This window comes from Pseudonocardia sp., from assembly GCF_035305885.1.
Lineage (GTDB): Bacteria > Actinomycetota > Actinomycetes > Mycobacteriales > Pseudonocardiaceae > Pseudonocardia.
This window is the reverse complement of sequence record NZ_DATGOP010000109.1, coordinates 1-6,959: the sequence shown is the minus strand read 5'-3', so window position 1 is coordinate 6,959 and position 6,959 is coordinate 1. Positions and strand designations below refer to the sequence as shown.

Below are 6,959 nucleotides of genomic sequence, written 5' to 3'. Positions count from 1 at the left end.
GTGCCGCAGACGGTCGGGCGCGACCTGCCCTGACGGCCACCCGCTTCCGGGGGCGCCGGCGCTTCAGGGGGCGCCGCCGCTTCAGGAATGTGGCTTTCCTGAAGCGCGGCGTCATGAAAGTGGCTTTCCTGAAGCGCGGCTTCAGGAATGTGGCTTTGCTGAAACCGAGGACCGCGGCTTCGGCGAGGGCTGCTTGCGCCCGCCGCGGCGGTTGGCCCGGCGGTCCTGGGCGGGCTCGCCGTCGGCCGGGCGGGGCGCCGCCTCGTCGTCGTCCTCCGGCCGCGTGCCGTTGGTGGTCGCCTGCTCCGGCAGCGCCGCGCGCGGGATCCCCACCGGCGGGCTGCTCATCTCGTTCGGCGGCGGCGCCATCGGCGTCTCGTGCCGGGGCGGTGACGGGGTGCGGTAGGCCTGCCCCCTGGTGTCGCGGACCGTGCGGCCCTTGCGCATCGTGAGCACCGTGCCGAGCAGCCGCGCCGACACCGCGCGCAGGCTCGCCAGGGCCGCGTCCACCTGGTCCTGCGTGGTCTGGCCGTGCTGCACGACGAGCACCACCCCGTCGGCCCGCGCGGCCACCGCGGCGGCGTCGGACACGGGCAGCAGCGCGGGCGTGTCGACCACGATGAAGTGGTAGTGGCCGCGCAGGTCGTCGAACAGGTCGGCCAGCCCGAACGACGACAGCAGCTGGCTGTGGTCGTGCGCGGTCGATCCCGCGGGCAGCACGTCGAAGCCGCCGCGGCTCCACGGCTGGCGCGCGTACGGCCACACCATCCGCCCGGCGAGCACGTCGGCGAGGCCGGGCACCGAGTCGGAGCCGAGGTAGTCCGCCACGCCCGGGTCGCGCAGGTTGGCGTCGACGAGCAGGACGCGGTTGCCCGCCTCGGCGAGCGTGATCGCGAGGTTGACCGCGGTGGTGGAGGTGCCCTCGCCGATCCGCGGGCTCGTCACGACGAGCACGCCCCGGCCCCGGGCCCCGCCGAGGAACTGCAGGCTGGTGCGCAGCCTGCGGAACGCCTCGGCGCGCGGCGACGAGTACGGGTCGTCGACCAGCAGCGGGCGCGTGGCCGCGCGCCGGTCGTGCGGGACCTCCGCGAGCACGGGGACCTGCGTGAGCTCCTGCAGGACCTCCCCCGAGCGGACCGACCGGTCGCGGGCGGCCCGCACCAGGACGCCGCCGACGCCGACGACCAGCCCCAGCGCCGCGCCGAGCGCCAGGTTGAACGGGACGTCGGGCGACACGGGCGTGTCCACCGGGGTGGCGTTGCGGATGGTCTGGATGCCGATCCGGGCCGGCTCGACGGCCGACGGGGCCGGCTGGCCCGGCGGCGGGGGCGCGGGCGGCTCCCCGATCGGCTGCTCGAGCTGCTCGACGAGGCCCCCGAACTCCGCGGCCAGCGCGTTGGCGATGTCGGCCGCCTGCTGCGGCGTGCCGGCCCGCACCGCTGCCGAGATGACCGTGGTCTCCGGCTCCACGGTGACGGTGATGGCCTCCTCGAGCTGACCCGTGGTCATCGTCAGCCCGAGCCGGTCGATCACCGGCTGCGTGATGCGCTCGTCGGTGAGCAGCGGCGCGTAGGACAGCGCCCGCTCCTTGGCCAGCTCGTTGGCCTCGTACGCGTCCTCCGGCGTCGTCGCCTGCCCCTGCAGGGCGACGTAGAGGGTGACGTCGGCGGCGTACTGCCGCGGCACGAGGTAGGTCGCCGCGCCCGCCCCCAGCAGGCCCAGCAGCACGCACAGCACCACCAGCGCCCACCGCTCGCGCAAGGCCTGCAAGGCTCGCTCAACGGTCATGTTCGCCCCCCGGGAATCAGCCCGTCGACGGGTCGAGTAGTGGAATGAGGGGCCCGCTCGGCCCCCGGTCGGTCGGACAGCGCCGTGACCACCCCGACCAGCCCGAAGAACAGGCCGTACATCGGTGGCCCGGTGAAGGTCACGGTCGCCACGGACTGCACGAGGCACGCGATCGTCCAGCCGGCCGCCACCAGGCCGGCCCACCGGGCGAGCGGCGAGCCCGCGGACAGCCACAGCCGCCGGGCGGCCCGGTGGATCGCGAACAGCCCGATCGCGAACGCGGCGAAGCCGAGGAACCCGGCCTCGCCGATGATCGCGGGCCATTCCGTGTCGGTGAGGAAGCGGCCGTTCTCCTCGCCCCGGCCCAGCCCCCAGATGTCCGGGTAGCCGCGCTCGACGTACTCGGGGCTGTAGGTCTCGGCGGCGACGGCCGACCCGAACCGGCCGAAGCCCGCCCCGGCCGGGAAGTGGTCGGCGGCCACGGCGAACGAGTCGCGGGTGAGGACCGTGCGGGCCTCCGGGTCGCCGTGCGGGTCGAGGTAGTCCTCGTAGGTGGCGGTCACCACCGCCCCGATCGGCTCGGCCAGCACGAGCGCCCCGAGCGGGATGCACACCGCGATGGCCAGCAGCGCCCCCGTCGACCGGCCCACGGCCTTCACCCACATCCAACCCGCCGCGAGGCTGCCGATCGCGGTGCGGCGCGCCGAGGACACCGCGGCGGCGGCGGTGGCGAGCAGCAGCGCGAAGCTGAGCGGCCCGCGGCGCACCGCGATCCGCCACGCGGTGACCGCGATCGCCGACAGCGCCATGAACTGCCCGAGGTCGATGGGGTGGCTGAACGGCCCGACGAGGGACGGCAGGAACCCGCGCGACTCGATCGCGTTCGCGTCGCTCGCCATCACCGCCGCCCACGGGCCCGGGAGCAGGGCGTTGAGCGCCGTCGCCACCAGGCAGGCGACCACGAGGCCCGCCCCGGCCCGCGCCGCGACGAGCAGGTGCCGCTCGGTCCAGTCGACCTGGGCGACCGCCCACGCGAACACGAGCCCCTTGCCGATGACGACCGCGCCCGACAGGTACGTCACCGGCTCGACGCCCAGCACGACGCCGCTGAGCAGGCCCGCCGCCGCGAAGCCCGCGAACCACCACTGGCCGGGGAACGCGCGCAGCCGCCCGCCCCCCGCGATCCGGCGCAAGGGCAGGACGACGGCGCACAGCAGCACGAGCGCCTCGTCCAGGTAGCCGAGCGCCGCGATCGGGAACAGGTGCTCGATCGGGCGGACGAACAGCACGGCCAGCACCGTCACGCCCACGGCCGCGCCGGGCGCGAGCGCCGCCAGCGCGACCGCGGCCGCCCCGCCGACCGCGCCGAGCGCGGCGACCGGCCAGGCGACCGCGCCGACGCCCAGCGCGGCCGCGGCGAGCGGCCACGGCCACGCCGAGATCGCGCGGGCGGTCGACGGCGTCACAGCCGGTCGACCCCCGGTGCGGTCAGCCGGTTGCGGGTGTCGAGCACCTTGCCCGCGTGCCGCTCGACGAGGTCCCAGTCGATGTCGTCGTGGTCGGTGAGGACCACCACGACGTCGGCGGCGTCGAGGGCCTCGGGCGTGCAGTCGACCAGCTCCACCCCGGCCGGCACGTCGGCGGCGGTGACCTTCGGGTCGATCGCCGTGAGCTGCGCGCCGAGGTCGGCGAGCCGGTGCGCCACCGGCACCGCGGGCGACTGGCGGGCGTCGCCCGAGTTCCGCTTGTACGTGAGCCCGAGGAGCAGGACCCGGCTGCCGTTGACCGCGAGCTTGCGGCGGTTGAGGTGCTCGGTGACCCGCGCGGCCACGTAGGCGGGCATGTTGTCGTTGACGTCGTTGGCGATCTCCACGAACCGGAACGTGCGCCCCAGTGAGCGGCGCACCCGCCACGACAGGTAGGACGGGTCGATCGGCAGGCAGTGGCCGCCCACGCCGGGCCCGGGCGTGAACTTCATGAACCCGAACGGCTTGGTGGCCGCCATGTCGACCACGGACCAGACGTCGATGCCGAGCTCGTGGCAGTACACGGCCAGCTCGTTGACCAGCGCGATGTTGACGTGCCGGAAGGTGTTCTCGAGCAGCTTGGCCATCTCGGCCTCGCGCGTGCCCGGCGCGGGCACCGTGTGGTCGACGATCGTGTCGTAGAACGCCCGTACGGCCGCCGCGGACGCCTCGTCGACCCCGGAGACGATCTTCGGGGTGTTCTGCAGGTGCCAGGTGGGGTTGTTCGGGTCGATCCGCTCCGGGCTGTAGCCGAGGTGGAAGTCCGTGCCCGCGGTGAGCCCCGAGCCGGCCTCGAGGATGGGCCCGAACACCTCCTCGGTGGTGCCGGGGTAGGTCGTGGACTCGAGCACCACCGTGGCGCCCTTGGTCAGGTGCGGGGCGAGCAGGCTGGCCGACTCCTCGATGAACGACAGGTCCGGGGCGCCGTCGCGCAGCGGCGTCGGCACGCACACCACCGCCGTCCGGAAACCCGCGAGGTCGCCTGTGTCGTCGGTGGGCCGGAACCGGCCGGTCGCCAGGCACGCCGCGATGTCGGAGTCGGTGATGTCGTCGATGAAGCTCTCGCCGCGCCGCAGCTGGTCGACGCGCTGCTTGTCCAGGTCGAAGCCGACGACGTCGTGCCCGACCTGCACCGCGCGCACGGACAACGGCAGGCCGACGTACCCCTGGCCGACGACGGCAACGGTCATGGTGGTTCCCCCTCAGCAGAAGTAGCGGTAGAGGAGCGCGCCCGCCCGCGCGGTGATCTCGTCGGGCACCGACGGCTCGGTGAGCAAGCGGGTCAGCTCGCCCAGCTGCCGGGTGAACTCCTCCTGCTCGGGCGCCTGCAGCCAGGTGCCCGAGCGCAACGTGACGATGCGGCGCTCGTCGCTCGCCCACTTCCTCTTGAACCCGATGAGGCCGGGCTGGTCGAGGTCGGACAGGCCCCAGTCGACGAGCCGCATGCCGCGCTCGACGCCGCGCCGGATCCCGGTCCAGTAGATGGCGTCGTTCGGGCGTGCCCGCAGGTGCTCCGGCGCCGAGGCGCCGAACTTGTAGTAGAGGACGTCGTCCCACTCGAGGAACATCGCGCCCGCGATCACCTCGCCGCCGAGCGTGGCGAGCAGCGTGACGCAGCGGCCGCCGTCGTGGAACTCGTGCCAGATGTTCTCGAAGAACTCCGGCGGCTGCGCGAGCAGCCGGTACTTCTGCTTGCGCAGCCCGACGTGCAGCCGGTGGAAGGCGCGCACGGCGTCGAGGTCGTCGCGAACCTCCACGCGCACGCCCGCCCGCTCGGCCGCCGCGATGTTGCGCCGAGACGTGCCGGACAGCCGCCGGTGCAGCTCGTCGATCCCGGCGTCGAGCGGGGTGCCGTGCCACGCCGCCTCGCCGACGGCGCGCATCCGCGGCTCGGCCGACGCGGGCGAGGAGTCCAGGCAGCGCACGGTGAGCTGGTCGCCGCCGGTCTTCGCCGCGTCCAGGAGCTCCCCGAAGATCGCCGCGTCCGGCACGAGCGGGTCGGCGCGGTCGGAGAAGGGCAGGCTCGACAGCCGCCTGCCGCGCACGTCCTCCACCGCGACCCAGGCGAACCCGCCGACCGGCTCCCCGGTGGCGTCGAGCGCGATCCGCGCCTCGGGTGTGAACCCGTAGGTGCGGCACACGGCCTCGATCCACGGCGGCGAGGTGAACAGGCTCCCACCCGGGCCCGCGGCGAGCCTGCGCCACCGCGGGTCGGTGACGGGGTCGGCGGGGACCACGGTCTGCGCGTTCATGAGCCCAGCTCGAACGCTGGTACCTCGGACACCCGGCGCACCGCCGTCGACAGCGTGGCGACCAGGTCGTCCACGGTGATGTCGTCGGGTGCGCGGTGCAGGGCGAGCCCCCGCGCGGCCAGCTCCTCGGCGAGCTCCCGCTGGTGGTCGTCGGCCGCCTCCCCGAACTCGGCCTGCCGGCTCACCATCACCGCGTACCGGCCCGCGGCGAGGTTGGCCAGCGCCGAGCCGGTGCCCGCGTGGCTCACCACGATGTCGGCCTCGGCCAGCGCCGCGGTGAGGTCGGCCGCGGGAAGGAACGGGGTGGGGGTGAGCGGCAGGTCGTCGACCGGGGTGCAGCCGGTCTGCCACAGGACGTCGACCGGCCTGCCGAGGGCCTCCTCGAGCGGACCGCCGGGGGCCAGCAGCTTCGACAGCGGCAGCACGAGGCGGCGGAACGGGAACTCGGCCGCCGTGCCGACCGTGACCACCACCTTCACCCGGTCGCGGAGCTCGCGTCGCGCGGGCACCGGTTCGTAGGCGTCGAAGCCGTTGCCGCCGTAGCGCCACGGACCGCCGCTCCACGCCTTGGACTGGGTGTAGGTGCGCACCCGGGGCACCCAGCGCAGGATGCGGCCGGTGAGCGAGGGCCCGCCCACCCGGGCGGCGCTTTCGATGTAGTGGCACTCCACGCCGCGCGCGGCGAAGTAGGGCAGGTAGCCCAGCGCGATGCCCGAGCCGGTCGACACCGCGCGCGTGGGCCGCCGCTCCCGGAAGAGCCGGTGGGCGTGGCGCAGGCAGCGCAGCACGCCGCGCACGTCCTTCTGCCCGACGTACGGGACGTACTCCACGTCGCGGCCCGCCAGCATCGAGGTGCTCTGCTCGTTGGCGTGGGTCACCCAGACCGAGTCCGGGTCGGGCGGGATCCGGTCGGCCAGCCCGTGCAGCTGCGTGAGGTGGCCGCCCGTGGTGGCGACCAGCACCGTGGTCATCGCGCCCCACCCCCGCCGAGCAGCGCCGGCACGGTGCGCACCAGGATCTCCAGGTCGCGCGCCAGCGTGCGCTCCTGCACGTAGCGGACGTCGAGGCGCAGCATGTCGAGCGTGCCCAGCGTGCTGCGCCCGCTGACCTGCCACAGGCCGGTGAGGCCGGGCGGCACCTCGAAGCGCGCCTGGTACTCGGGCGGGAACATCTCCGCCTCCCACTCCAGGCAGGGCCGAGGCCCCACGAGCGTCATGTCCCCGCGCAGGACGTTGATCAGCTGCGGCAGCTCGTCGATCGACAGCTTGCGGATCCAGCGGCCGACGGGCGTGACGCGCGGGTCGCGGCGGACCTTGAACACCGGGCCGCTGGCCTCGTTGAGGGCGGCCAGCTCTGCCTTGCGCTTGTCGGCGTCGACGTACATGGAGCGGAA

At 74.5% G+C, this 6,959-nt stretch carries 6 protein-coding genes; all 6 read right to left on the bottom strand.

Translation table 11 applies throughout. The features are described from left to right. Window positions 1-141: 141 nt before the first annotated feature. Window positions 142-1,788 (bottom strand): tyrosine-protein kinase domain-containing protein, encoded by a 1,647-nt coding sequence (locus VKZ81_RS22580; protein ID WP_324243644.1) that lies wholly within the window; start codon window positions 1,786-1,788, stop codon window positions 142-144. Next, window positions 1,785-3,254 carry a hypothetical protein gene (locus tag VKZ81_RS22575; protein WP_324243643.1) on the bottom strand — a complete coding sequence of 490 codons (1,470 nt, stop codon included), beginning with the start codon at window positions 3,252-3,254 and terminating at the stop codon, window positions 1,785-1,787. Before VKZ81_RS22575 ends, VKZ81_RS22580 begins: the two co-directional genes overlap by 4 nt. Continuing rightward, window positions 3,251-4,504, bottom strand: a complete 1,254-nt coding sequence (locus VKZ81_RS22570) for a nucleotide sugar dehydrogenase (protein ID WP_324243642.1) — start codon at window positions 4,502-4,504, stop codon at window positions 3,251-3,253. The genes VKZ81_RS22575 and VKZ81_RS22570 overlap by 4 nt, the downstream gene beginning before the upstream one ends. Window positions 4,505-4,516: 12 nt before the next feature. Continuing rightward, window positions 4,517-5,566, bottom strand: a complete 1,050-nt coding sequence (locus VKZ81_RS22565; protein ID WP_324243641.1) for a lipid II:glycine glycyltransferase FemX — start codon at window positions 5,564-5,566, stop codon at window positions 4,517-4,519. Next, the gene (locus VKZ81_RS22560) at window positions 5,563-6,537 is read right to left on the bottom strand and encodes a glycosyltransferase (protein ID WP_324243640.1); all 975 of its coding nucleotides are present in this window, start codon (window positions 6,535-6,537) and stop codon (window positions 5,563-5,565) included. The genes VKZ81_RS22565 and VKZ81_RS22560 overlap by 4 nt, the downstream gene beginning before the upstream one ends. Further along, on the bottom strand, window positions 6,534-6,959 hold a 426-nt coding region (locus VKZ81_RS22555), incomplete at its 5' end, for a sugar transferase (RefSeq protein WP_324243639.1). The genes VKZ81_RS22555 and VKZ81_RS22560, both read right to left, overlap by 4 nt.